Source organism: Thiolapillus sp. (assembly GCF_048562965.1).
In the GTDB taxonomy this organism is placed as follows: domain Bacteria; phylum Pseudomonadota; class Gammaproteobacteria; order Chromatiales; family Chromatiaceae; genus Thiolapillus; species Thiolapillus brandeum_A.
The window spans coordinates 1-756 of record NZ_JBHNMF010001245.1 but is presented as its reverse complement, the minus strand read 5'-3'; the positions used below and the strand labels follow the sequence as shown (position 1 = coordinate 756).

The window sequence follows — 756 nt, the reverse complement described above, 5'->3', positions numbered from 1 at the left end:
TACCCCCAGGGCGTGAAGCTGGACAATCGCCGTATCTATCTACCCAAGCTGGGCTGGGTGGGATTTTTCAAGAGCCGGGATATTTCCGGCACGGTGAAAAATGCCACGGTGTCCTATCAGGCCGGGCACTGGTATGTCTCGGTGCAGGTGGAACAGGCATTGCCTGAGCGGGTGCATCCGTCCACCACGGACGTAGGCGTTGATCTGGGCGTGGCGAATTTCGCCGCTCTGTCCAACGGCATTACCTATGATCCGATCAATGCCTATCGCAAGTATCAGGATCAACTGGCAAGGGCGCAACGCGCCTTGAGCCGCAAGGTGAAGTGCTCCGCCAACTGGCGGAAACAGAAACGTAAGATTCAGCAGCTTCACCACAAGATCGCCTGCTGCCGTCTGGATTTTCTGCACAAAACCTCAACCGCCATCAGCGAGAACCAAGCGATGGTGTTTGTCGAGGATCTGCAAGTGCGGAATATGAGCCGGTCGGCAGCGGGCACCGCTGATGATCCGGGACGGAATGTTCGGGCCAAGGCCGGGCTGAACAAATCCATACTGGATCAGGGCTGGGGCGAGTTCGTGCGTCAGCTCGACTATAAGCTCGACTGGAGAGGCGGGATGCTGATCAAAGTCCCACCGCATTACACCAGCCAGACCTGTTCGGTCTGCGGCCATGTCAGCCCGGCCAACCGGCCCACCCAGGCGGTGTTTCACTGCCAGGCTTGTGGTCATACCGAACACGCGGATACCAATGCCGCG

General features: G+C 58.5%; 1 protein-coding gene. It reads left to right on the top strand.

Annotation, left to right across the window (positions count from 1 at the left end):
• Positions 1-756, top strand: a 756-nt coding sequence (locus ACOCD2_RS23570; RefSeq protein WP_419607339.1) for an RNA-guided endonuclease InsQ/TnpB family protein, incomplete at both ends; no start/stop codon positions are given.